Origin of the sequence: Saccharothrix violaceirubra, from assembly GCF_014203755.1 — a bacterium.
GTDB lineage: Bacteria > Actinomycetota > Actinomycetes > Mycobacteriales > Pseudonocardiaceae > Actinosynnema > Actinosynnema violaceirubrum.
Genome location: NZ_JACHJS010000001.1, coordinates 3,578,588 through 3,601,648, shown reverse-complemented (window position 1 = coordinate 3,601,648; position 23,061 = coordinate 3,578,588). Strand labels below are relative to the sequence as shown.

The window sequence follows — 23,061 nt, the reverse complement described above, 5'->3', positions numbered from 1 at the left end:
TCGAAACGCCAGAACCCGACCAGTACAGAACAGGCACCCAGTTGAGCATCGAAGTGAACAAGGAAGTAGCCCGCCGCTACTACGAGGAATTCGTCAACAAACGCCGACTCGACCTCGTCGACGAGATCATCGCCGAAGACGCCGTCGACGAAGCGGCCGGCATCGGCGGCGCGGGAAGAGAAGCCTTCCGCCAACACGCCACCTGGCTCTGGGAAACGGTGGAAGACGTCCAAACCACCATCACCGACCTGATCGCGGAAGGCGACCGCGTGGTCGTCTACTGGCGCATGGACGGCATCCACCGCGGCACGATGTTCGGCGTCCCCGGCACCGGCCGCCGCTTCATCGGCCACAGCGTCAGCCTGATCACCTTCCGCGACGGCCAGGTCGTGCGCTACAGCGTCCTCCCGGACCGCCTCGGCATCATCCAGCAGGTGGCGTCCTGAGCACCCCGCACACGCCTCCGACGCAGGCCGAGATCGCCCAGGTCGACCAGGTCCGCGCCCTCTTCCCGCACGTCTTCGACAACCAGGACACCGACCGCTTCCACCTGGTCTTCACCGAGGACGCCGTAATAGAACTGACCATGGGATCGGGAAAGCGCGTGGAGGGTATAGCGGCCATCCAAGAGTTCGCCAAAGCGATCGGCCCCGGCCGCGTGGACCACCACACCCTGGACTCCGTGGTCACCAGAGCCCAGGACGACCCGGACACCCTGCGGGTCATCAGCCGCTATCTGGCCATCACCGCCGACGGCACCGTCCACAATGGCGACTACCTGGACGAGTTCCGCAAAACCGAACAAGGCTGGCGCATGGCCAGACGTATCTCCGTGCCGAGATTCCCGACCGGCCCAGGGGTCCCACACGAGGACCGGTCCCACTGGCTCCCGGAGTAGGGGTCGTTAGGGGTCTCTAGGGGTGCTGTCGGCACGGTTGCCCGAACTAGCGTCGAAACCGTTGTGCCGCAAGGCAAACCGACCCCGTGGAGCCCCCGACCATGCGCAGGCGAAGAGCCGTAGTGTCCCCGTCCCTCCCGCTGCGGGCCGCCGCCCTGGTGAGCGGTCTCGCGCTCGTCCTGACCGCCTGCGGCGGCGGGACGAGCGCGGGCCCGACCACGTCGGCGACCAGCCCGGTCCCGGGCGGCGAGCTGACGGTCGCCGTCGACAGCGAGCCGGTCTCGTTCGACGTGCACGTCAGCCCCCAGGACGTCACCGGCGAGATCCTGCGCCACGTGTTCGACTCCCTGGTCTCGATCGACGCCGAGGGCCGGTTCAAGCCGTGGCTGGCCACCTCCTGGGAGGTCGCCCCGAACCTGAAGTCGTACACGTTCCACCTGCGCGACAACGTGAAGTTCACCGACGGCACCCCGTTCGACGCCGCCGCGGTGAAGACCAACTTCGACCGGATCGCCAACCCCGCCACCAAGTCCCAGCTCGCGGCGAGCCTGCTCGGCCCGTACGCGGGCACCGAGGTCGTCGACCCGCGCACGGTGAAGGTCTCCTTCACGACGCCGTTCGCACCGTTCCTCCAGGGTGCGAGCACCCCGTACCTCGGGTTCTACTCGCCGAAGACCCTGGCCGAGAACGCCGACAAGCTCGGCGGCGGCGGTCCGGTCGCCGTGGGCACCGGTCCGTTCGCGTTCACCGGCTACACCAAGGGGCAGAACCTCGTCCTCACGAAGAACCCCGATTACAACTGGGGTCCGGAGGGTGCCGCGCACACCGGCCCGGCCTACCTGGACAAGCTGACCGTCCGGTTCCTGTCCGAGGACTCGGTCCGCGTCGGCGCGCTGACCAGCGGCCAGGTGCACGTGGCCCGTGCCGTCGCTCCGGTGGACGCGAAGGCGTTGGAGGCCAACAAGGACGTCACCCTGCTCAAGAGCGACGTTCCGGGCGGCAACTACAACATCTACCTCAACGCGTCCAAGGCGCCTTTCGACGACCCGGTGGTGCGCAAGGCCGTGCAGCGCGGCATCAACATCGACCAGGCCGTCAAGACCGTCTACTTCGGACAGTACAAGCGGGCGTGGTCGCCGCTCTCGCCCTCCACCACCGGCTACGAGTCCAAGCTCGAGAACTCGTGGCCCTACGACCAGGCCGAGGCGGACAAGCTGCTCGACCAGGCCGGCTGGACCACGAAGGACGCCGACGGCTACCGCACGAAGAACGGTGCCCGGCTCGTCGTCAAGTGGCCCGTCATGCCGCCGCCGTACCTGCGCGAACAGCGCGACGTGCTCGGCCAGGCCATCCAGGCGGACCTGAAGAAGATCGGCGTCGAGGTCGTCCGCGACCAGCCCGACATCGGCACCTACATCAAGCAGGTGTACGGCGGCCAGACCGACTTCACCGACTACAGCTGGAACCGGTTCGAGCCCGACGTGCTGTGGCTGTTCTTCAACAGCGCCAGCCAGCCGGGCAAGGGCGGCCAGAACGCCACGTTCACCAAGGACGACGAGCTGGACAAGCTCACCGAGACCGGCCGCACCACCGCCGACCCGGCCGCCCGCGCGACCGCGTACGGCAAGGTCCAGCAGCGGGCCGTGACCGACCTGGCCCTGGTCATCCCGGTGTACACGCCGGTCAACTCGGCCGCGGTGGGCAAGTCCGTGCACGGCCTGGCCTACACGCGGGACTCCCGGCTGTCCTTCTACGACGTGTGGCTCGACAAGAAGTGATCCGCACGCTCCTGCGCGGAGCCGCGAACCGGGCCCTGGCCGCGCTCGCCGTCCTGTTGGGCGCGGCCGGGCTCGCGTTCGCCGCCCTGCACCTGATCCCGGGCGACCCGGTCGCCATCATCCTCGGTCCGGCCACGCAGGCGTCCGCCCAGGTGCAGGCGGCGATCCGCGCCGACTACGGGCTCGACGAGCCCGTGGTCCTGCGGTTCCTGCACTACCTGGGCCGGCTGGCGACGGGCGACCTCGGCCGGTCCTACCAGCTACAACGCGGTGTCGACGAGCTGATCGGCGAACAGCTCGGCCCCACGGTCGAGCTGGCGCTGGCCGCACTGGTACTGGCCGTGGCCATCGCGGTCGGTTCGGCCGTCGCCACGGCCGGCCGCGGCCGGATCGCCAAAGCGGTGTCCGGCTGGGAACTGCTCGCGGTGTCCAGCCCGCCGTACTGGGTCGGCATCCTCCTGCTGTCGGTGTTCTCCTTCTCGCTGGGCTGGTTCCCGGTCACCGGCGCAGAGGACTTCCCGGCTCTGGTCCTGCCCGCCCTGACGCTGGCGCTGCCCGTCGCCGGGGTGCTCTCGCAGGTGCTGCGCGAGGGCCTGGAAGCCGCGTTGGCCGAACCGTTCGCGGTGACCGCCCGCGCGCGTGGCCTGAGCCGCACGGCGGTGCGCGTCCGGCACGCGTTGCGCCACGCCGCCATCCCGCTCGTGACGCTGACCGGCTGGCTCACCGGGTCCCTGCTCGGCGGCGCCGTGCTCGTCGAGGCGGTCTTCGGCCGACCCGGCATCGGCGCGCTGACGTTGCAGGCCGTGACCAACAAGGACATGCCGCTGGTCGTCGGCCTGGTGCTGCTGTCGGCGCTGGTGTTCGTCGTGATCTCCACCCTGGTCGACCTGCTCTACCTGGCGATCGACCCCCGATTGCGGACGAGGTGACCCGCGTGCGCAGGTTCCCCCGCGTGGGCGTCTGGGCGGGCGGCGCCGTCGTGGTGCTGCTCGTGCTGGCCGCCGTCGCGCCCGGCTGGTTCACCTCGGCCGCGCCGCTGGAGGCCGACCCGGTCAACGCGCTGCTGGCGCCCGACGGCACGCACTGGTTCGGCACCGACGAACTCGGGCGCGACGTGTTCGCACGCGTGGTCCACGGTGCCCGCCCGTCGCTGTCGGTCGGCCTGGGCGCGATCCTGATCGCGTTGACGGCCGGATCGCTGATCGGCATCACGGCCGCGCTGGGCGGAAACGTCGCCGACTCGGTCCTCATGCGACTGGCCGACATCCTGCTGTCGCTGCCCGAACTCATGCTGGCGCTGCTGGTGATCGCCGTGCTCGGCGCGGGCACCGGCAACACCATGATCGCGATCGCGGTCGCGCTGATACCGGGCTACGCCCGCATGGTGCGGGCCGAGGCGCTGGTCGTGCGGCGGTCCGGGTACGTGGAGGCGGCCGTCGGCCTGGGCCTGCCGCGTCCGGTGCTGATCGCCCGGCACGTGCTGCCGAACGCGCTCGGGCCGCTGTTGGTGCTCGGCACGGTCGGCTTCGGCACCGCGATCATCGCGGTGTCCGGCCTGAGCTTCCTGGGGCTGGGCGCCCGACCGCCCGCGCCCGAGTGGGGCGCGATGCTGTCGTCGGGGCGCAAGTTCCTCGCCGTGGCCTGGTGGACCGCCGTGTTCCCCGGTGCCGCGATCACCCTGGCCGTGGTGTCGGTCAACGTCGTCGGCCGCCGGCTCCAGGCCGCGTTCACCAGGAGGACCCCCGCATGAGCCTGCTCGTGGTCGACGGTCTCGACGTCTCGTTCCCCGGCGTGCGCGCGGTCCGCGACGTGTCGTTCACGCTGGACGCGGGCCAGTGTCTGGCCATCGTGGGCGAGTCGGGGTCGGGCAAGAGCGTCACGGCCCGCTCCCTGGTCGGCCTGGCGGGCGACACCGCGACGGTCGGCGCCCGCGCGCTGACGTTCGACGGCCGCGACCTGACAGGCTTGCGCGAGTCCGGCTGGCGACGGGTGCGCGGCCGGGAGATCGGCCTGGTCCTCCAGGACGCGCTGGTGTCGCTGGACCCGTTGCGGACGGTGGGCGCCGAGATCGGCGAGGCGCTGCGCGTGCACGGCGTGGTGGACCGGTCCGCACGTCCCGAGCGGGTGCGGTCGCTGCTCGCGGACGTCGGCGTGCCCGAGCCGGAACGCCGGGCGCGGCAGCACCCGCACCAGCTCTCCGGCGGTCTGCGCCAGCGCGCCCTGATCGCGTCGGCGCTGGCCGCCCGGCCGCGCCTGCTGATCGCCGACGAGCCGACCACGGCGTTGGACGTCACCGTGCAGGCCCAGGTGCTGGACCTGTTGCGCGGCTTGAAGGACGAGGGCACCGCGCTGCTGCTGATCAGCCACGACCTGTCCGTGGTCGCCGGGATCGCCGACCGGGTGGCCGTGATGTACGGGGGAGTGGTCGTCGAGCACGGACCTGCCGACGAGGTGCTGCCCGACCCGCGCCACCCGTACACGCAGGCCCTGATCGCGGCCGTGCCGGGCACCCGGCCTCGGGGCTCGCGGCTGTCGGCCGTGCCTTTCGAGGGTCCCGAGGCCACCGCCGTCGGCTGTCCCTACGCCTCCCGCTGCGTCCGCGCCGACGACCGTTGCCGGACCTCGCTGCCCGACCTGTCGGTGCGGTGTTGGCATCCGGCGCCGGCGGTGACCACGACCGTGTCGTCGGACGTCGTCGCCCCGGTGATCGGGGAACCGCTGCTGGAGGCCGTCGGCATCTCGAAGCGCTTCCGCGCGCCCGACCGCACGTGGTACGACGCGGTGAAGGACGTGTCGTTCACGCTCCACCGCGGCGAGACGCTGGGCCTGGTCGGCGAGTCGGGGTCGGGCAAGACGACCGCCGCCCGCATCGCCCTGGGCCTGGTCGCGCCGGACGCGGGCGAGGTCCGCTTCCAGGACCAGGCGTGGAGTTCCCTGTCCGAACGCGCACGCAGACCCCGTCGCCGCGCGATCCAGACCGTCCACCAGGACCCGCTCGGCTCGTTCGACCCCCGCTACACGGTGGAACGCCTGATCGCCGAAGCCCTGCCCCGCGACGGACGTGCCCGCGTGGCGGAACTGCTCGACCAGGTCGGGCTCCCGAAGTCCCTGCTGCGCCGCCGTCCCCGGGAGCTGTCCGGCGGCCAACGCCAACGCGTGTCCATCGCCCGTGCCCTGGCGACGGGCCCCGACGTGCTGGTCTGCGACGAACCGGTGTCGGCGTTGGACGTGTCGATCCAGGCGCAGATCCTCGACCTGCTGCGGGACCTGCGGCACGAGACCGGCACGGCGATGCTGTTCATCTCGCACGACTTGGCCGTGGTGCGGCACGTGAGCGACCGCGTGGCCGTGATGAAGGACGGTGCGATCGTCGAGTCGGGTCCGGTGGACGACCTGTTCGACCACCCACGACACCCCTACACCCGCGAACTCCTCGCGGCTCTGCCCACGACCGCACGGATCTGATCCCCGACGGGAACGCGGTCACGTCACCGGGTTCCGCGAAACGACCTCCCGGTAGGCACCCGCGCCGAGCAGCGAGCGCAGCGACCGCAGCGCACGGGCCGATCCGATGGCGGGGAGTCGTTCCAGCACCGCCTCGGCCTCGGCCCGGTCGCCCACGGCGAGCAGCGCCTCGACCAGGCGGACCTGCCAGATCACCCGGTAGTTCGGCTGGTCCGTGCCGCCCATCGCCTCGACCACCCGGTGCAGCAGCGGCAGTGCCGCACCGGGTCGGCCGAGGTCGAGCAGCGCACCGGCGTGGTGGCCGTCGAGTTCGAGGTCGTCGATCCACCACGCCCAGTCCGGCTCGCGCGCGCCGGGACCGTCGAGGAAGTGCGCCCGTGCCCCGCGCATCAACCCGACCGCTGCCTCGCTGCCGGCTTTCGAATGCGCCCGCGCCTCGCGGATCAGGCACAACGTCCGCACCCGGGAACCACCGCCGACGACCGACCGGGCCAACGCCACGGCGTCGCCGTACCGCCCGACGTGGGCGGCCCGCAGGCTCATGTTCAGCTTGACCAGGTTCTCCATCGCCCGGTCGCCGGCGAGCCGCGCCAGCACCAACGCCCGGTCGTCGAGCCGGGCCGCGTCGTCCTGGCGTTCGGCGTCGTAGGCGATCCACCCGGCGACCTCGAACAGTTCCGCCAGGGCCGCGCACCGCTCGCGGTCCGCCGTCGGCGGACCCGCCGACCACGCCGCCCGCACGGCCCGGTCGACGACGTTCCGCGCGCCGAGTCGCCCGTCCGCCGCGATGAGTTCCCGTGACACCGCACGAATCCCGACCGGATCTGTCACCGGTCCAGTATCGCGGTGGCGCGGCCTCCCACCCACGCCACAGGTCCGCGTACACGCCGGCCGACCTCGGCGATCCGGCCCGCCGCCGCGGGCCGCGCCGAGCCGGGTGGGCGACGATCACGGCCCTCGATCGCCGCGGCGAGCGCGACGTCCAGGCTCTCGTCGGCGGCCGGTTCGTCCAGCACGGCCAGGTCCGGGTCGGCCACGACCAACCGGGCCGGCACCAGGTGCCGGGCCTGGCCCGGCGTCAGGGTGTGGGCCCGCGGTCCGAGCCGGGTGTCCAGGCCCTGCGGCAGGTCGGCGACCCGGCTCGTGCCGACGACGGCCAGTCCCGCCGCCGGGTCGCCGGCCGGCGGGCGGGGTCCGGTGCGCGACCGTGCCGGTGTCGGGCGGGTAGGCGCCGGTCAGCAGGGCGGCCAGGGTGCTCTTCCCGGCGCCGGACGCGCCCACCAGCGCGACGTGCTCGCCCGGCGCTGTCGCGAGGTCGACGTCGTGCGGCACCGGGCGGTCGTCGTAGCGGAAGGACACGCCGGTCCCCCGGACCACCGCGTCCGCCGCTGCGTCTGCCCCGGTGGTCCGCATCGGCTCAGCGGCACCGCCGCCGTGGCCGCGCCGATCGTGCCCGCACCGGACCCGACCACGACGAAGCCCGCCACGAGCACCGCCGCCCCCCGCGCACTCGGCCGTCGACAGCCAGGTCACGAACCGGTTCTGCACGCTCTGGGCGCGCATCGTCCAGCGCACGGCCTCCCACGACGCGTCGGCGATCCGGTCGGCGTGCCGGTCGGCGATTCCAGCAGCAGTCGGGCCCGCCGGGCGGACGCCGTGCGCTCGGACCGGTACGCCTCCGGCGCGTCGCGCAGGTAGCGGCGCACGGCCGGGATCTGGACGGGCAGGACCACGGCGAACGCGAGCAGGAACCACCAGTCCAGCGTCGCCGGTCCCGCGCCGGCCAGGCTCGTCACGAGCGCCCCGGCCACGACCGCGCCGGCGAGCACCGCCCCCAGGCCGAGTACGTGGCCGCCGGACGACCCGGCGAGCCGCCCGAACACCAGCGGCGGTGCGAGTGCCGCCGTGGCCGCCGCGACGTGGAGCAGGGTCGTCACATGCGGTCGTTCGCGGTCGTGGGACGGCGTCGCGGCGCGGGGCCTGCTGGTCACGTGCGGTCCTCCACGGCCACGACGCGGTCGGCCACCGCGAGCAGGGCCGGTGACGAGCACAGCAGCAGCGTGGTGCGACCGTGCCGGAGCCGCCGGACGGCACGGGCCGGCGCCGCCTCGGTGACGGAGTCGCCGGACGTCGGGGGGTCGTGCAGCACGAGCACGTCCCGGTCCGCCACGAGGGCACGGGCCGACGCCACCCGTTGCCGCTGCCCGCCCGACAGTTCACTGCCGCCTTCGCCCACCGGTCGGTCCCAGGGCAGGTCCGCGAACCCCGGCAGGTCGACGACCCGGCCCACCTCCTCGGTGACTGGGCAGCCGAGCTGTTCGTGAGCGAGGCGACGATCCGGCGCGCGTTCCGCGCGGAGACCGGGCCGGGCTTCGCCCGGTGGCGCAACCGGGGTGCGGATGCGCGTCCGCCACCGGACCGCTCGACGACGGCCTGCCCGTGTCCGTCGTGGCGTCCCGGGACTGCCCCAGGAATCCTCTTCGGTGTCGGGGGAATAGTCAGAGCTGTTTTTCGAAACGTAACACCCCGATCTTCTCCGCATCGGCGGTGACGTCGAACAACGCCCGGAAACCCGAAGTGAGGTACAACGCGTTCGCTTCGGGCTGGCGGGGACCGGTGGTCAGGTGCAGGCGGGAGTATCCGCGTTCGCGGGCGAGTTCCTCCAGTTCGCCGAGTACTTGTCGGGCATGGCCGCGACGGCGGTGTGCCGAGTGCGTCCAGACGCGTTTGAGTTCGGCGGTGTCCTCGTCGAGTCGGCGGAATCCGCCGCCCGCCACCACTTCCTGATCCACTTCCAGCAGGACGAGTGCGCCGTTCGGTGCGGTGAACTCGGCGTCGTCGGTCCCGGTCAGCTCGTCGGCGGTGCCGTACCTGGTCAGGTACTCGAAGGCCAGTTCGCGCAACAGTGGTTCGGCCCGCGGATCGGTGACCGCGACGACGTGCGCGACGGTGGTGGGTTGATGTATCGCCGTCATTATTTTCTCCCTGTTCGAAAAAGGGCGGCGTCATTTCAGTGGAGCAGCGGGTGTCGGTGGTGTCAACCGGAGTATTCGACGCCTAGCGCATCGGAACACGATTCGGCAAGGCCGTGATCGGACGGGTTCCGGATCATGAGAGCGGGGTTCCGGGGCTGTGTAGGTTCATTATCGGGTCCCGAACCGGACACCTGGGGAAATCCGGGCGATCGCCCACTGGGGGAGTCATGTCTTCCGAATCCGAATCGTCGCGCCTCCTGATCGGGGGCGCGCTCGACCTCGACCGCCTGCGCCACGCCGTCGGCACGCTCGTGGCACGGGACACGCGGTCCGCCGCCGACCCGGAGGCCGCCGCGCTCGACATCGCCCGCCGTGCGCTCCGGACCGCCGGCGACGCGCTGGTCGCCGTGCGGATCGCGGACGACGCCACCGTCCTCGCGGGCACCGTGCCGACCTTGCGCGACGCCTCGCGCCGCTACCTGCCCGACGACCCGCTCCCGCTCCTCGACCCGCCCGCGGACCTGCCGCGACCGGCCGTGGCCGACGAGCGCAAGAACCGGGTCCGCGGCGTCCTGCCGGCGGGCGCGACCGACCCGGCGGTGCTGCTGGCCGCGTTCGGCGTGGTGCTGGGCCGGCACGCGGGCCCGCGGCGGTTCGCCGTCGCGGTCGACGACGAGGCCGCGGTGGTCGACCTGACGGGAACGTTCCGCGACGTCGTCGGAAGCGTGCGCCACGACCGCTTCCCGCTTGCCGCCGCGAGAACCCGCTTCGTCGTGACCGAGTCGCCGACCACGCTGTTCGGCCACGCCGCCGTCCCGCTGGACGCACCACCGCCCGACAGCCCGCACGACCTGGTCCTGCGCGTCCGACCCGATCGCGGGACCGCCGACCTCGACCACTCGGTGCGGATCACCGGTGAACGCGCGACGGACTTCCTGGCCCAGTACCGGCTGCTGCTCGAGCAGGTCCTGGCCGACCCGGACCGCCCGGTCGACGCGTACCCGCTGCACACCGGCACCCCGGCCGCGCACACCCGGCCGGTCGACGCGCCCGGCCCGCCGGTCTCCGTCGGGCACGACGGTCGGCCGCCCACCCCGGCCACCTCGACCCGGCCGGTCGACGTTCCTGGCCCGGACACCCCTGCCGAGGACGACAATCCGCCGACCACCCCGGTCGGCGCCGACCCGCGTCCCGCCCGTCCGCCCGTCGGCGTCCCGACACTGCTCGACCGGATCGCGGGCCACGACCCCGGCCGGACCGCCGTCGAGTGGGGCGCGTTCCACTGGACCTACGCGGAGATCACGGGTCAGGCCGGTGCCATCGCGGGTCGACTCGCGGCGGCCGGTGTGGTCGAGGGCGACGTGGTCGCGCTCCACGCGGCCCGCTTACCGGTGCTCCTGCCCGCGATCCTCGGCATCCTGCGGGCGGGAGCCGCGTTCGCCGTCCTCGACGCCGCGCACCCCGTCGAGCGCAACGCCGGACTGGCCCGATCCGCCGGCCTCACCACGTGGATCGACGCCGCACCGGGCCGCGCGGCGCCCTTCGGCACCGAGCCCGTGCTGCGCCTGGTCGGCCTCCACGCCGCCGAAACCGCCGAACCGGTCGACGTGCCGTACGACCCGGACCGCACCGCCTACCTGACGTTCACGTCCGGCACCACCGGCGTCCCGCGCGTCGTCGCCGGGACGGGCGGCCCGCTGGACCACTTCCTCCACCACTACACCAGGGAGTTCGGGCTCGGCCCGGACACCCGCGGCACGGTCCTGTCCGGACTCGGCCACGACCCGTTCCTGCGCGACCTCTTCGCACCGCTGTGGGCGGGTGGCACGACCGTCTTCCCCGACTTCGACATCCGCGACACCGAACGCCTCGCGGAGTGGCTGCGCACGGCCACGCTCGTGCACATCACGCCCGGCCTGGCAGCGGCGGTCGCCCGCGTCGGCGTCGAGTACCCGCGACTGCGCGTGCTCGGCTTCGGCGGCGAGCCGCTGCGCACCCCGGTCGCCCGCCGGTGGGCCGCCCTGGCGCCGGCCGCCCGGCACCTCAACCTCTACGGCACCACCGAGACCCCGCAGGCAGTGTCCATTGTGGACGTCACGACGAGCGCGGCCGGCGTCGCCCCGATCGGGCCCGGCTTCGGCGGGCTCGCCGTCCGCGTCGTGGACACCGCCGGCCGCCCGGCCGCCGTCGGCGAACTGGGCGAGGTCGTGGTGCACGGCCACCGGCTCGCCCGCTACGTCGACGGACGCGGTACCGGCGGCTTCGGCGACGGCCACTACCGCACCGGCGACCTGGGCCGCGTCCGCCCGGACGGCTCGATCGACCTCGCCGGCCGGTCCGACGACCAGGTCAAGATCCGGGGTCACCGCCTCTCGCCGACCGAGGTGGAGGGTGTCCTGCTGGCCGTGCCGGACGTCACCGGTGCCCACGTGGCCGCACGTCCGGACCGGCTCGTCGCCTGGATCACCGCCGACCGCGCACTCGACGCCGAGCAGGTGCGCGACCACCTCGCGCGGGTGTTGCCCGACTACGCCGTCCCGGCGGTCGTCGTGCTCGACGAGTTCCCGCTCACCCCGCGCGGCAAGATCGACCGGGCCGCGCTGCCCGAACCCGCCGCCGGCGGCACCCACGTCGCGCCCACCACCCCGGCCGAGCTGCGGGTCGCCCGGCTCTGGCAGGAGGTCCTCGGCGTCGAGCGGGTCGGGCTCGACGACGACTTCTTCGCGCTGGGCGGCCACTCCCTGCTCCTGGGCCGGCTGCGGGCCGCGCTCGGCGTGGACCTGGGCAGCCTCTTCGAACACCGCACGGTCCGGGCGCAGGCGGCGTTGGCGCCCGCCCACGAAGTCCGCGCGATCGCCCGCGCCGCCACCGACGCGCTGTCCGCCACCCAGGAACGCCTCTGGTTCGAGCAGCGCCTGGACCCGGCGTCCACCGCCTACCACATGGCGCCGGTCGTCCACCTGCGCGGCGACCTCGACCCGGATCTCCTGGAACGGGCGCTCCAGGCCGTGGTCGACCGCCACCCGGTGCTGCGCACCGCGTTCCCCGCCGGCCCGACGCCGACCCAGGTCGTCGTCGCGGACGTCCGCGTCCCGTTCACCCGCCACGACCTGCGCACCACCCCGGACGAGGTCGACCGGCACCTCGCCGAGGTCGTCCGCGAGCCGTTCGACCTCACGCGGGCGCCGCTGTTACGCGCGCGGCTGCTCCGCATCGCCGACGACGAACACCTCCTCGCCGTCGTCGTCCACCACATCGTGTTCGACGGCTGGTCCATCGGCGTCCTGCTGACCGACCTCGCCGACGCCTACATCGGTCGCGGCAAGCCCGAACCGCTCGCGTTCGCGGACTTCACCGCCTGGGAGAAGTCCGAAGTGGACACCGGGCCGCCGCTCGACCGGTGGGCGGACCGGCTCGCGGGCGCGCCGACCGTGCTCGACCTGCCCACCGACCGGCCGCGCCCGGCCGTCCGTCGCGCCCGCGGCGCCCGGCACCGCCTGACCGTGCCCGCCGAGCGCCTGCACGAGCTGGCCCGCACGCACGACGTCACGCTCTTCACCGTCCTGATCACCGCCTACGCCGTGGTCCTCGCCCGGTGGTCGGGACGCCGGGACCTGCTCGTGGCGGCTCCGGTCGCCAACCGCGCCCGGCCCGAGTTCGAGGACGTGATCGGTCCGTTCCTCAACACGCTCGTGCTGCGGGTGACCCTCGACCCCGACGCGGCGTTCGGCGACGCGGTGCGCCGGGTCCACCGGGAGATCGCCGACGACCTGGCCCACCAGGAGGTCCCGTTCGGTCGGCTCGTCACCCGGCTGGACCCCGACCGGGACCTCTCGCGCACCCCGTTGGCCCAGGTCCTGTTCGCGCTCCAGAACACGCCGCTCGACCCGCCCGCCGTGCCCGGCCTCACGCTCGGGCTGCGCTACACGGACGAGGCCACCGCCCAGGCCGACCTCGCCCTGCGGATCACCGACACCGGCACCGCGCTCGAAGGCCGGCTCGACTACGACACCGACCTGTTCGACGCCGCCACGGCCGCCCGGTTCGCCGACCACTACGCGACCGTGCTCGCGCTCGTCGCCGAGGACCCCGGCACGCGCGTCGACGACCTCGACCCGATCACGCCCGCCGAACGCCGTGCCGTGCTGGAGACCTGGAACGACACCACGCTGCCCGCCGACGACGCGACGTTGCGCGACCTGCTGACCGAACACGCCGGGACCGCGCTGTGGTGGCGTGGCGAGGAGATCTCCTACGCCGACCTGCACACCCGGGCCGGTCGACTGGCCACGGCCCTGCGCGCGCACGGCGTCGGCCCGGACGTGGTCGTGGCCGTCCACCTGCACCGGTCGCCGGAGCTGATCGTCGCGCTGCTGGCCGTGCTCAAGGCGGGTGGCGCGTACCTGCCGCTCGACCCGGACTACCCGGTCGACCGCCTGCGGTACATGCTCGCCGACTCCGGCGCGCGGGTGCTGATCGGCGACTTCGCCGCCGACGTCCCGACCGTGCCGGTGGACGTGCCCGACCCGGTGCTCACCGGGGACCCGGGCACCGGGCCGGACCACCTCGCCTACGTGATCTACACGTCCGGTTCCACCGGCCGTCCCAAGGGCGTGCAGGTCGCGCACCGGTCGATCGTGAACCGGCTGCGCTGGATGCGCGACGACCACGCGGTTACCGCGGCCGACCGGATCCTCCAGAAGACGCCGACCAGCTTCGACGTCTCCGTGTGGGAGCTGTTCCTGCCGCTGGTCACCGGCGCCGTGCTGGTGATCGCCGAACCCGGCGGCCACCGCGACCCGGCCTACCTGTCGGACGTGATCTCCCGGGCGGGCGTCACGATCACGCACTTCGTGCCGCCCCTGCTCGCCACCTTCCTGGCGGCGGGCGGCACGGCCGCGAGCCTGCGACTGGTGGTGTGCAGCGGTGAGGCGCTGCCGCCGGAGACGGTCCACCGGTTCGCGGACGCGTTCCCCGGCGTGCGGCTGGAGAACCTGTACGGGCCGACCGAGGCGGCCGTGGACGTGACCGCGTACCGCGCCGACCCGGCCGAGCGCACGGTGCCCATCGGCCGTCCCGTGGCCAACACCCGGGTGTACGTGCTCGACGACCGGTACCGGGTGCTGCCGGTCGGCGTCGCGGGGGAGCTGTACCTGGGCGGCGTCCAGGTGGCACGCGGCTACGGCGGCCGGCCAGGCCTGACCGCCGACCGGTTCGTGCCCGACCCGTACGGCGTGCCCGGTGACCGCCTGTACCGCACGGGCGACCTCGCCCGGTGGCGGGCCGACGGCGTGCTGGAGTACCTGGGCCGCACCGACGACCAGGTGAAACTGCGCGGGTTCCGGATCGAACTCGGCGAGGTCGCCGCCGCTCTGGGCGCGTTGCCCGGCGTGGCGCACGCCGTGGCCGTGGTCCGCGAGGACCGGCCCGGCGACCGCCGGCTCGTCGGCTACGTCACGCCCGCCGCGCACGACCCGGCGGCGTTGCGCGCCGCCCTCGCCCGCGACCTGCCCGACCACCTCGTGCCGGCGGTGATCGTGCCGCTGGACGCCTTGCCGCTGAGCCCCAGCGGCAAGGTCGACCGCGCCGCACTGCCCGCACCCGTGCGCGCCACCGGCGGCGAACCGCCGCGCGCGGGCACCGAGACCGTCCTGGCCGACCTGTGGCGGCAGGTGCTCGACCTGCCCGGTGTCGGCCGGGACGACGACTTCTTCGCCGTCGGCGGCGATTCGCTGCACGCCGTGCGCGTCGTCGGGCTCGCCCGCGACCACGGCCTCGACCTCACGCTCCAGGACCTGTTCCGCGGCCGGACGCTCGCCGCGGTCGCGGGTTCGCTCACCACGACTTCCCACCCGGCGCCGACCACCGACCGCACCGCCGCCTTCGGGCTGCTGGACCCGGCCGACCTCGCGCGCCTCACCGGCTGACCAGGAGGGGACCTCCCGTGACATCGACACCCGACATCGAGGACGCCTACCCGCTGACCCTGCTCCAGTCCGGCATGCTGTTCCACAGCGCGCTGGACCGCGAGACCGCCACCTACCACGACATCTCGACCCTGCGGCTGAGCGGCCGGTTCGACGAGGACGCGCTGCGCACCGCGCTGGACGCCCTGGTCGGCCGCCACGAGATCCTGCGCACGGGCCTCGACCTCACGCGGTTCAGCACGCCGCTGCAACTGGTGTACCGGACGGCACGCGTGCCCGTGACCGTCGAGGACCTGCGCGGCGGACCCGAAAGCCGCGCGGCGGCGTGGCGCGAACAGGAGAAGGCCACGCCGTTCGCGGTCAACCAGGCCCCGCTGCTGCGTGTGCACGTCCAGCGCCTGACCGATGCCGAGTTCCTGCTCAACCTCGCGTTCCACCACGCGATCCTGGACGGCTGGAGCCTGTCGCTGCTCACCACCGAGCTGCTGACCCGCTACGACGCCGCGCTCGGTGGTCGGGATGTCGAACCGGGGCCGGACCCGGTGGCGTTCCGTGAGTTCGTGGCACTGGAGCAGGCCGCGATCGCCGACCCGACCGCCGCCGCGTTCTGGACCACGCTGGTCGACGACGCGCCGTTCAGCGCGCTGCCCCGACCCGGGCACGGCGACACCGCCACCCGCACGTCGCGGCTGTTCGACGTGCCCGTGCCCGAAAGCGTGTCCGAGGGGCTGCGCGCCGCCGCCGTCACGGCCGGGACGCCGGTCAAGGCCGTGCTGTTCGCGGCGCACGCCCGCGTCCTGTCCCTGCTCACCGGCCGCACGAGGATCGTCACCGGCCGGGTCGCCAACGGCCGGCCCGAGACCACGGGCGGCGACCGCACGGCCGGGTTGTTCCTCAACACCCTGCCGCTCGTGGTCGACGCGTCCGGGTCGTGGCTCGACCTGGCGCGGCGCATCCACGCCCAGGAGACGGACGCGCTGCCCTACCGGCGCTACCCGATCGCCAAGATCCAGGAGGACCTCGGCCGCGAGGCCCTGTTCGAGACCGTCGTCGACCACCGCAGCTTCCGGTCCTACGCCGACCTCGACCTGGACGCGATCGCGTTGACCGGCGCGGAGTTCTTCGAGCAGACCAACTTCCCGTTCACCGCGAACTTCGGCACCGACCCGGTCACCGGCCGGGTGGGGCTGCGGATCAACTACGACGCCGCCGAGTTCACCGAGGCGTCGATCGCCTCCGTCGCACACGCCTACACGGCCGCGTTGACCGCGATCGCCGCCGACCCGGCCGCCGAATCGTCCACAGTGGACCTTCTTGAGCCGGACGTCCGCCGCGCACTGCTCGCCGACGCCGACCTGACGCCGCCGGGCGGCTCCGTGGTCGACCGCCTGGAGGAACAGGCCCGGCTGACCCCGGACGCGCCCGCCCTGGGCTTCGGCGGCGAGACCCTGACCTACCGCGAGCTGCACGCCCGCGCGGACCGGCTGGCCGGACACCTGCGTCGGCTGGGCGTGGGCCGCGACGTGTTCGTGGGCGTCCACCAGCGCCGGTCGACCAGGCTGGTCGTCAGTCTGCTCGCCGTGCTCAAGGCGGGCGGTGCGTACCTGCCGCTGGACCCCGAGTACCCGGCCGACCGGCTGGCGTACATGCTGCGGGACTCGGCCGCGCCCGTGCTGCTCACCGATCCCGACCTGGTCGGCACGCTCGCCGGCGAGGGCCGCACGGTCGTGCCGGTCACCGACGGACTGCTCGCCGGCCTGACCGAGGACCCGCCGGACCGGATCGCCGGGCACCTGGTCTACGCGATCTACACGTCCGGTTCGACGGGCCTGCCCAAGGGCGTGCGCATCCCGGACCGGGCGTTGCTCAACCTGCTGCTGTCGTTCCGCGACACGCTCTCGTTCACCCCGGCCGACCGGCTGCTCGCGCTCACCTCGCTGTCGTTCGACATCGCGGGCCTCGAGGTGTGGCTGCCGCTGCTGACCGGCGGGCAGCTCCTGCTCTCGCCCGACGTCGGCGCGGACGGCCCGCGCCTGCGCGCGCTGGTCGCGGAATCCGGCGCGACGGTCGTGCAGGCCACGCCGTCGAGCTGGCGCCTGCTGGTCGAGGCGGGGCTGACCGCCGACCCGACCCTGCGCGTCATCACCGGCGGCGAGGCACTGCCGCCCGAGGTCGCGGCCGAGCTGACCGCCCGGTTCCCGCGGGTGTGGAACGCCTACGGTCCGACCGAGACCACGATCTGGTCCACTGTGGACAAGGTCGGCGCCGGTCCGGTGCGCATCGGCCGGCCCGTCGCGGGCACGGTCGTGCGGATCCTCGACGAACGCGGACAGCTCGTGCCGCCGGGCGTGCCGGGCGAACTGCTCGTCGGCGGTGTCGGCCTGGCCGACGGCTACCACGGCAAACCGGGCCTGACCGCCGACCGGTTCGTGCCCGACCCGTACGGCGCCCCCGGCGCCCGCCTGTACCGGACCGGCGACCTGGCCCGCGTGCTGCCCGACGGCACGCTCGACTACCTCGGCCGGCTCGACCAGCAGGTCAAGGTGCGCGGGTTCCGGATCGAACCCGGCGAGGTCGAGGCCGTGCTCGGCGCGCACCCGGACGTGGCCCGCGTCGTCGTGGTCACGCGTGAGGACCGGCCCGGCGACGTGCGGCTCGTGGCGTACCTGTCCGGCCCCGACGTGCCGTCGACCGCGGAACTCCGCGCCCTGGCCGCGAAGTCGCTGCCCGCCTACATGGTGCCCGCCACGTTCGTCACGCTCGACACGTGGCCGGTCACGCCCAACGGCAAGCTCGACCGCCGCGCGCTGCCCGTCCCGGGACGGGTCGCGGAGACCGGGAGCGTCGCGCCCGCGACGCCGACCGAGCACGTCGTCGCCGGGCTGTGGCGCGACATCCTCGGCCTGGACGCGGTCGGCGTGACGGACGGCTTTCTCGACCTGGGCGGCAACTCGATCGCGGCGCTGCGCCTGGTCCTGCGCGTCCAGGAGGAGACCGGCGTGGACGTGCCCGTCGCCGTGCTGTTCGAGGGCGGCACGGTCCGCACGATCGCCGAGATCGTCGACGGCACGCGCGAGGCCACCGCGTCGGTGCTGGTGAAGCTGAAGGAGACCGGCGACCGGCCGCCGCTGTTCTTCGTCCACCCGCTGGGCGGCAGCGTGTTCTGCTACACGCACCTGGTCGCCGCGCTGCCCGACGACCAGCCGTTCTACGCGATCCAGGCACCCGACCTCGTCGGACCGGACGGCCCGCGCCCGGAGACCCTGGAGGACATCGCCGCGCTCTACCTGGAGGCGGTCCGCGAGGTCCAGCCGGTCGGCCCGTACCACCTGGGCGGCTGGTGCATGGGCGGCATGGTCACCTACGAGATGGCCCGCCAGTTGCACGAGCGGGGCGAGGAGGTGGCCTCCCTCCAGATCGTCAGCGCGAGCATCAACGACCCCGTGCCGCCGCGCTATGCCGTGGACGAGGCCGCCGCGATCCTGGGCGCGTTCGCCTACCAGTTGCCGATCACCGAGGACGAACTGCGTGCCCTGCCGCCCGAGCAGCGGCTGGTCAAGGTGCTCGAACTGGCCGACACCAGTGGCCGGAGCCGGGCCGACGCGGGCAGCGTCGCCGAGATCGAACGACTCGTGCGGCTCTACCAGCGGCACGCCCGCGCGCTGCTGCGCTACCGCGACGAGCCGCGCGCGCCCTACCCCGGCGAGACCGTGCTGGTGCGGGCGGAGACCGAGCTGTTCGGCGACGGCGACCTCGGCTGGGCCGACCGCGTCGCGCCCGGCGTGCTGGTGATCGACGAGTCGCCCGGCGACCACTACTCGATGTTGGAACAACCCCACGTGCCCCGGCTCGTCTCGCTGCTGCTCGACCGCGTGGCACGCGAGCCGGAAACCCTTATCCCGCACTAGGTTCAGGAGAGGCGACGATGCCCACCGAGGACATCACCACCACCGCGCCGCCCGAGGCACGGCTGCGTGACCTGTGGCGCAACCCCGATTTCGTGAAGCTCTGGATCGGCCAGGCCGCGTCGGAGTTCGCCACGCAGGTCACGACGCTCGCGTTGCCGCTGGTCGCGGTGCTGGCGCTGGACGCCACCGCCGGGCAGGTCGGCACGCTCAACTTCCTGGCGCAACTGCCGTACGTGCTGTTCGCGCTGTACGCGGGCGTGGTGGTCGACCGGCTCCGGCGACGGGACGTGCTGCTGGCCGTCGACCTCGGCCGTGCGGTCGTGCTCGCGGCCGTGCCGGTGCTGGCGGCCTTCGGTGGGCTCGCGCTCGGACCGCTCTACGCGGTCGCGTTCCTGATCGGCGGCCTGACGGTGTTCTTCCAGGTCGCGTACCAGGCGTACCTGCCCACGCTGGTCGACCGCCGGGAGCTGTCCGGCGGCAACAGCCTGCTGGAGACCAGCCGGTCCGCCGCGCAGATCGGCGGACCGGCCCTGGGCGGCGGTCTCGTGCAGCTGCTCACCGCACCGTTCGCGCTGGTCGGCAGCGCGGCGGCGTACCTGGTGTCGGCGTGGACGTTCTGGCTGATCAAGGCACGCGAGGACAAGCCCGAACGCGGCGAACGCGGCGTGAAGGCCACGGTGAGGGGCATCGGCGAGGGCCTGCGGGTGGTGTTCGGCAACCCCGCGCTGCGGGCGAACGCGTTGATGGCCAGCCTGTTCAACTTCGGCTTCTACGCGTTCCAGACCACGTTCCTGCTCTTCCTGCCGCGTGAACTCGGCCTGTCGGCGGGCCAGATCGGCATCGTGCTGGCGGGTCTGGGGCCGGGCCTGCTCGTCGGCTCGCTGTTCGCGCACGGCCTGCCCCGGCGGATCGGCTACGGCCGGGCGTTGGCGATCACCGCGTTCCTGGCCAACGGCTCGATGCTGCCGGTCTTCCTGCTGCACGGCGACGGCTGGTCCACCGTGCTCGCCCTGGCGGGTCTGAACTTCCTGTTCGGCATGTTCGGCACGGCCAACAACGTGGCCATGCTGACCATCCGCCAGGCGGTCACGCCCGACACCCTGCTCGGCCGCGTCGCCGCGTCCGTGCGCTTCTTCGCCCAGGGCGCGTCGCCGCTCGGCGCGCTGCTCGGCGGTTTCCTGGCGACCGCGCTGCCCCTGCGCACCGCCGTCGGCCTCAGCTCGACCCTGTTGATGCTCGGTTTCGTGGTGCTCGCGCTGTCGCCGCTGACCCGGATCGGCCGCGAGCTACCCACCCTCTGAGAGGAAGCCCGATGTCCGCTTTGCACACTGTCGTCGTCAACCACGAGGAGCAGTACTCGGTGTGGCCCGCCGACCTGCCCGTACCGGCCGGGTGGCGCGAGGCCGGGTTCCGGGGTACGCGTGCGGAAGCGTTGGCACACATCGAGACCGTGTGGACCGACCTGCGCCCGGCGAGCGTGCGCTGATGGACTACAGCCTGTTCTACTTCGCCGACGACAGCGCGTCGTCGGGCGGCGGGCGGTACCGGTTGCTGCTCGACGGCGCGAAGTTCGCCGACGAGCACGGGTTCACGGCGGTGTGGACGCCCGAACGGCACTTCCACCGCTTCGGCGGGCTCTACCCGAACCCGGCCGTGACCGGTGCCGCCGTCGCCGCGGTGACCTCGCGGGTGGGTGTGCGCGCGGGCAGCGTCGTCGCGCCGCTGCACCACCCGCTGCGGATCGCCGAGGAGTGGTCCGTGGTGGACAACCTGTCCGGCGGCCGGGTCGGCCTGTCGTTCGCGTCGGGCTGGAACGCCAACGACTTCGTGCTCGCGCCGGAGAAGTACGCCGACCGCAAGCGGGAACTCGTGCGCACGATCGACCAGGTGCGCTCGTTGTGGCGGGGCGGGAGCGTGTCGTTGCCCGACGGCGCGGGTTCGCCGGTGTCCGTGCGCGTGTTCCCGCCGCCGGTCCGGGCCGAGCTGCCGATCTGGACCACCAGCGCGGGCAGCACGGCGACGTTCCGCGCGGCGGGCGAGGCGGGCACGGGCGTGCTCACCCACCTGCTCGGCCAGGAACTCGACCGGCTCACCGCGAACATCGCCGCGTACCGCGCGGCGCACCTGGCGCACCACGGGACACCGGGGCACGTCGTGCTAATGGTGCACGCCTTCCTCGGCCCCGATGCCGACCTGGTGCGCGAGCGGGTGCGCGAGCCGCTGGTCGAGTACCTCAAGAGTTCGTTCCACCTCATCGCCGGCTCGGTGACCGACCTGGACCCGGCCAGGCTGCGGCCGGCCGACATCGACTTCCTGATCCGGCGGTCCTACGACCGGTACTACGAGACCAGCGGCCTGTTCGGCACGGTCGACCACGTCCGGCCGCTGGTCGAGCGGTTCCGCGCCGCCGGTGTCGACGAGCTGGCCTGCCTGATCGACTTCGGCCTGCCCTTCGACGCTGTGCTCGACGGCCTGACCACTCTCGACGAGCTGCGCGCGTCGACTGTCCTGGAGGAAGCCCGATGACCGCCGAACCCGTGCGGGGCGGCACGATCCGCATCCTGCGCGACGCCGGATACGACCACCTCGACCCGCAGCGCACGGCCACGTTGCAGGCGTTGGCGTTGGGGCAGTTGCTGTTCCGGACGCTGACCGCGTACGGACCGGACGGGCAACTGGTCGGCGACCTGGCCACGTCGACCGGGCGGGATGTGGACGGCGACGGCCGCCGGTGGGAGTTCGTGCTGCGGCGTGGTGTCCGCTTCGAGGACGGCACGGAGGTCACGGCGGCCGACGTGGCGTACGGCATCTCGCGGTCGTTCGCGGCCGAGATCACCGACGGCGCGGCCCACCTGCGCAACTGGTTGCTGGAGAACGGTTCCTACGCGGGGCCTTACGTGGACGGTCCCGACGTGCCGGGACTGGAGGTGAAGGACCCGTGGACGCTGGTGTTCCACTTCCCGCGTCCGCGTCCGGAACTACCGTTCGCCGTGTCGACGCCGGTGACCGCACCCGTCCCGCGCGACCGGGACACGCGGGCGTCCTACGACCAGGCCCCGATCGCGTCCGGGCCGTACCGGATCAAGTCGCACGAACCGGGTATTTCCCTTGTTCTGGAACGAAATCCCCACTGGGACCCGGAGACCGACCCGCTGCGCACCGGCCTGCCGGACGGGTTCGTGGTCGAGATGGGCGTCGACCAGGAGAGCCAGCACCGCCGCGCGATCGAGGGCGTGGGCGACGACGCGTACGCGGTGGGGGAGAACCACGCACCCCGCGCCTTGGCCGAGCGCTATGTCGGCGACCCGGCCTACGCGTCCCAGGTCCACCACGACCCGACACCACTGGTCTGGCACCTGGCGATCAACACCCAGCGCGTCACGGACGTCGACGTGCGTAGGGCCATCGCCCACGCACTGGACCGCGCGGCGATCCTGGAGGTCAAGGGCGGCCCGGTGCTGGGACAGGTCGCCCACACCCTCCTGTCCCCGGTGACGGCGGGCTACCGCGACTACCCCGACCCGTACCCGTACGACCCGGCCCGGTCGGCGGCGCTGGTGGCGGGCGAGTTCCCGACGTTGCGCCTGATCAGCCGCAGCGGCAGGGAGTTCGTGGAGTTCTCCTCGGCTGTCCGCGACAGCCTCGTGGCAGCGGGCTTCACCGTGGACCTCGATGTCGTCGACCGCCCCCGCCACAACCCGATCGTGCGCACCCGGGGCAACGAGTACGACCTGTACCTGGTCTGCCTGCCGGGCGAGTGGCCGAGCGCCTCGGCACTGCTGGCGACCTTCGACGGCACCCGGATCGTCGAGGCGGGCAACGACAACTGGGCGTACCTGGACGATCCTGGGATCAACGCGGAGATCGACCGGATCAACACCCTGCCGGCGGCCGAGGCCGTGCCGGAGTGGAGCGCTGTGGACGAACGCCTGATCCGCGACCACGTGCCTTTCGTGCCGCTGTTCACGTACGTGTACGTGGGTTTCGTCGGCCCGAAGGTCCGCGGCGTGTACACCTCACCGGCGTTGGGGACTCCCGTCTACACACAGGCTCACGTGGGGTGATCCCGCGGGTGGTCCGGCCCCGGCCGGACCACCCGCGTCCGGCACG

General features: G+C 73.1%; 18 protein-coding genes. 12 read left to right on the top strand and 6 right to left on the bottom strand.

The window, feature by feature from the left end; all coding sequences use genetic code 11:
- Positions 1–41 precede the first annotated feature (41 nt).
- From F4559_RS17075 to F4559_RS17050, 6 genes are all read left to right on the top strand, one after another.
- A complete protein-coding gene (locus F4559_RS17075; protein WP_184669907.1) occupies positions 42–446 on the top strand; it encodes an ester cyclase in 405 nt (134 codons plus the stop codon).
- Positions 443–898 carry a nuclear transport factor 2 family protein gene (locus F4559_RS17070; RefSeq protein WP_184675882.1) on the top strand — a complete coding sequence of 152 codons (456 nt, stop codon included), beginning with the start codon at positions 443–445 and terminating at the stop codon, positions 896–898. The genes F4559_RS17075 and F4559_RS17070 overlap by 4 nt, the downstream gene beginning before the upstream one ends.
- 122 nt (positions 899–1,020) lie before the next feature.
- Entirely contained in the window at positions 1,021–2,676 is a 1,656-nt protein-coding gene (locus tag F4559_RS17065) for an ABC transporter substrate-binding protein (RefSeq protein WP_312865690.1), read from the top strand.
- A complete protein-coding gene (locus F4559_RS17060; protein ID WP_184669902.1) occupies positions 2,673–3,605 on the top strand; it encodes an ABC transporter permease in 933 nt (310 codons plus the stop codon). The genes F4559_RS17065 and F4559_RS17060 overlap by 4 nt, the downstream gene beginning before the upstream one ends.
- Before the next feature lie 5 nt (positions 3,606–3,610).
- A complete protein-coding gene (locus tag F4559_RS17055; protein WP_184669900.1) occupies positions 3,611–4,426 on the top strand; it encodes an ABC transporter permease in 816 nt (271 codons plus the stop codon).
- Positions 4,423–6,141 carry a dipeptide ABC transporter ATP-binding protein gene (locus F4559_RS17050; RefSeq protein ID WP_184669898.1) on the top strand — a complete coding sequence of 573 codons (1,719 nt, stop codon included), beginning with the start codon at positions 4,423–4,425 and terminating at the stop codon, positions 6,139–6,141. Before F4559_RS17055 ends, F4559_RS17050 begins: the two co-directional genes overlap by 4 nt.
- 18 nt (positions 6,142–6,159) lie before the next feature.
- Here F4559_RS17050 and F4559_RS36380 read toward each other — a convergent pair whose 3' ends face one another.
- The 6 genes from F4559_RS36380 to F4559_RS17020 form a co-directional block, all read right to left on the bottom strand.
- On the bottom strand, positions 6,160–6,972 hold the full coding sequence (locus tag F4559_RS36380; RefSeq protein WP_184669896.1) for an NsdA family TPR-like regulatory protein: 813 nt from the start codon (positions 6,970–6,972) through the stop codon (positions 6,160–6,162).
- Entirely contained in the window at positions 6,969–7,196 is a 228-nt protein-coding gene (locus tag F4559_RS17040; protein WP_184676557.1) for a hypothetical protein, read from the bottom strand. The genes F4559_RS36380 and F4559_RS17040 overlap by 4 nt, the downstream gene beginning before the upstream one ends.
- Positions 7,090–7,554: an ATP-binding cassette domain-containing protein gene (locus F4559_RS36755; RefSeq protein ID WP_221447260.1), complete on the bottom strand. Its 465-nt coding sequence runs from the start codon at positions 7,552–7,554 to the stop codon at positions 7,090–7,092. The genes F4559_RS17040 and F4559_RS36755 overlap by 107 nt, the downstream gene beginning before the upstream one ends.
- A gap of 116 nt (positions 7,555–7,670) precedes the next feature.
- Entirely contained in the window at positions 7,671–8,132 is a 462-nt protein-coding gene (locus F4559_RS17030) for a hypothetical protein (protein WP_184669893.1), read from the bottom strand.
- Positions 8,129–8,431, bottom strand: coding sequence for an ATP-binding cassette domain-containing protein (locus F4559_RS17025; protein WP_184669891.1), 303 nt, complete (start codon positions 8,429–8,431; stop codon positions 8,129–8,131). Before F4559_RS17025 ends, F4559_RS17030 begins: the two co-directional genes overlap by 4 nt.
- 208 nt (positions 8,432–8,639) lie before the next feature.
- Positions 8,640–9,116 (bottom strand): GNAT family N-acetyltransferase, encoded by a 477-nt coding sequence (locus F4559_RS17020; RefSeq protein WP_184669889.1) that lies wholly within the window; start codon positions 9,114–9,116, stop codon positions 8,640–8,642.
- Positions 9,117–9,343: 227 nt separating this feature from the next.
- Here F4559_RS17020 and F4559_RS17015 point away from each other — a divergent pair, with 227 nt between their 5' ends.
- From F4559_RS17015 to F4559_RS16990, 6 genes are read left to right on the top strand one after another with little or no spacing between them, the layout of a single operon-like run.
- Positions 9,344–15,043, top strand: coding sequence for a non-ribosomal peptide synthetase (locus F4559_RS17015; RefSeq protein ID WP_184669887.1), 5,700 nt, complete (start codon positions 9,344–9,346; stop codon positions 15,041–15,043).
- Positions 15,044–15,060: 17 nt separating this feature from the next.
- Entirely contained in the window at positions 15,061–18,951 is a 3,891-nt protein-coding gene (locus F4559_RS17010; RefSeq protein ID WP_184669885.1) for a non-ribosomal peptide synthetase, read from the top strand.
- 17 nt (positions 18,952–18,968) lie between these two features.
- Positions 18,969–20,252 (top strand): MFS transporter, encoded by a 1,284-nt coding sequence (locus tag F4559_RS17005; protein ID WP_184669883.1) that lies wholly within the window; start codon positions 18,969–18,971, stop codon positions 20,250–20,252.
- An 11-nt stretch (positions 20,253–20,263) separates the two neighbouring features.
- Complete coding sequence (locus F4559_RS17000; RefSeq protein WP_184669881.1) at positions 20,264–20,437, top strand: MbtH family protein; 174 nt, start codon at positions 20,264–20,266, stop codon at positions 20,435–20,437.
- Positions 20,437–21,477, top strand: a complete 1,041-nt coding sequence (locus F4559_RS16995; RefSeq protein ID WP_184669871.1) for a MupA/Atu3671 family FMN-dependent luciferase-like monooxygenase — start codon at positions 20,437–20,439, stop codon at positions 21,475–21,477. Before F4559_RS17000 ends, F4559_RS16995 begins: the two co-directional genes overlap by 1 nt.
- Complete coding sequence (locus F4559_RS16990; RefSeq protein ID WP_184669869.1) at positions 21,474–23,015, top strand: ABC transporter substrate-binding protein; 1,542 nt, start codon at positions 21,474–21,476, stop codon at positions 23,013–23,015. The genes F4559_RS16995 and F4559_RS16990 overlap by 4 nt, the downstream gene beginning before the upstream one ends.
- The last annotated feature ends 46 nt before the right edge of the window (positions 23,016–23,061 follow it).

Excerpts from the sequence above, each read along its gene's own strand:
- F4559_RS17020 (WP_184669889.1), bottom strand. The coding sequence starts at position 9,116 with ATGACGGCGATACATCAACCCACCACCGTCGCGCACGTCGTCGCGGTC.
- F4559_RS17000 (WP_184669881.1), top strand. The coding sequence starts at position 20,264 with ATGTCCGCTTTGCACACTGTCGTCGTCAACCACGAGGAGCAGTACTCG.
- F4559_RS17050 (WP_184669898.1), top strand. The coding sequence starts at position 4,423 with ATGAGCCTGCTCGTGGTCGACGGTCTCGACGTCTCGTTCCCCGGCGTG.
- F4559_RS36755 (WP_221447260.1), bottom strand. The coding sequence starts at position 7,554 with ATGCGGACCACCGGGGCAGACGCAGCGGCGGACGCGGTGGTCCGGGGG.
- F4559_RS17015 (WP_184669887.1), top strand. The coding sequence starts at position 9,344 with ATGTCTTCCGAATCCGAATCGTCGCGCCTCCTGATCGGGGGCGCGCTC.
- F4559_RS16990 (WP_184669869.1), top strand. The coding sequence starts at position 21,474 with ATGACCGCCGAACCCGTGCGGGGCGGCACGATCCGCATCCTGCGCGAC.
- F4559_RS16995 (WP_184669871.1), top strand. The coding sequence starts at position 20,437 with ATGGACTACAGCCTGTTCTACTTCGCCGACGACAGCGCGTCGTCGGGC.
- F4559_RS17005 (WP_184669883.1), top strand. The coding sequence starts at position 18,969 with ATGCCCACCGAGGACATCACCACCACCGCGCCGCCCGAGGCACGGCTG.